General features: G+C 68.7%; 1 protein-coding gene and 1 pseudogene. One reads left to right on the forward strand and one right to left on the reverse strand.

What is annotated here, in order from left to right:
• On the reverse strand, nucleotides 1-537 hold a 537-nt coding region (locus NN2_RS35685; RefSeq protein WP_218022103.1), incomplete at its 3' end, for a DUF4226 domain-containing protein.
• Here NN2_RS35685 and NN2_RS38300 point away from each other — a divergent pair.
• Nucleotides 524-812: pseudogene (locus NN2_RS38300) on the forward strand (hypothetical protein); the annotation flags it as partial. The gene NN2_RS35685 and the pseudogene NN2_RS38300 sit on opposite strands and share 14 nt — an antisense overlap.

An 812-nucleotide genomic window follows, 5' to 3' on the forward strand; every position in this document is an offset into this window, starting at 1 on the left:
GGAGACGATGGCTTGGGCTTTTTTGAGGGCGATGGTGAGGATTTGGTGGACTTTTTGTTGTCCGGCTTTGGTGTAGGCGGTGGGTCCTAGTTCGGCGAGGGCGGCGTCCACGTCGCGCAGGAGTTGGCGGACGGCGGTTTTGTCGACTTTGTGTTTGCCGGCGTGGGAGTAGATGTAGTTGTAGAGGTCGTTGTCGAGGGTGTTGAAGGCGGTGGCGGCGTTGCGTTGGAACAGTTGGCGGGCTTTGACGGCGCCTGCGGTGGTGCCGGTGCCGTCGGTGCTGCCGGTGGTGGTGCCGAGTTCTTTGCGGAGTTTCTGGACGTCGGGGTCGTCGCTGTTTTCGTCGCCGTAGGCGGCGGCGAGTTTTTTGAGTGCGGCGATGGCTTTCTGGGCTTGGGGGGACAGGCCGGCGTCGCTGCCGTCGCCGGTTGTGGTTGCGCCGGAACCGTTTCCACCACCACTACCGGCGCCGCCGCCGTTGCCGCCGGCGAGTCCGGACAGGGCGGAGGCGAGCATGGGCAGCATGGACAGTGCCATGGCGCCGCCCATCATGGCGGCGGGCGCGACCTGTGCCAGGGTTTGGTCGTCGATGCCGGGGATCAGGCTGGGCTCGCGTTCGGGTTCCAGGCTCGCCCGGTCGGTGGCCGGTGGCGGTGGTGGTGCGGCGGCGCCCGCGGCCGGGGGCGCCTCAGCGGATCCGGGCGCCACCGATACCGCGGGCGTACCCGGCCCCGACACCACACCCGCACCCGACCCGGCCGGAGCCGGACCCGGTGGCGCAGACGGAGAAACCACCGGAACAGACGACGACG

Source organism: Nocardia nova NBRC 15556 (assembly GCF_001613005.1).
In the GTDB taxonomy this organism is placed as follows: domain Bacteria; phylum Actinomycetota; class Actinomycetes; order Mycobacteriales; family Mycobacteriaceae; genus Nocardia; species Nocardia nova.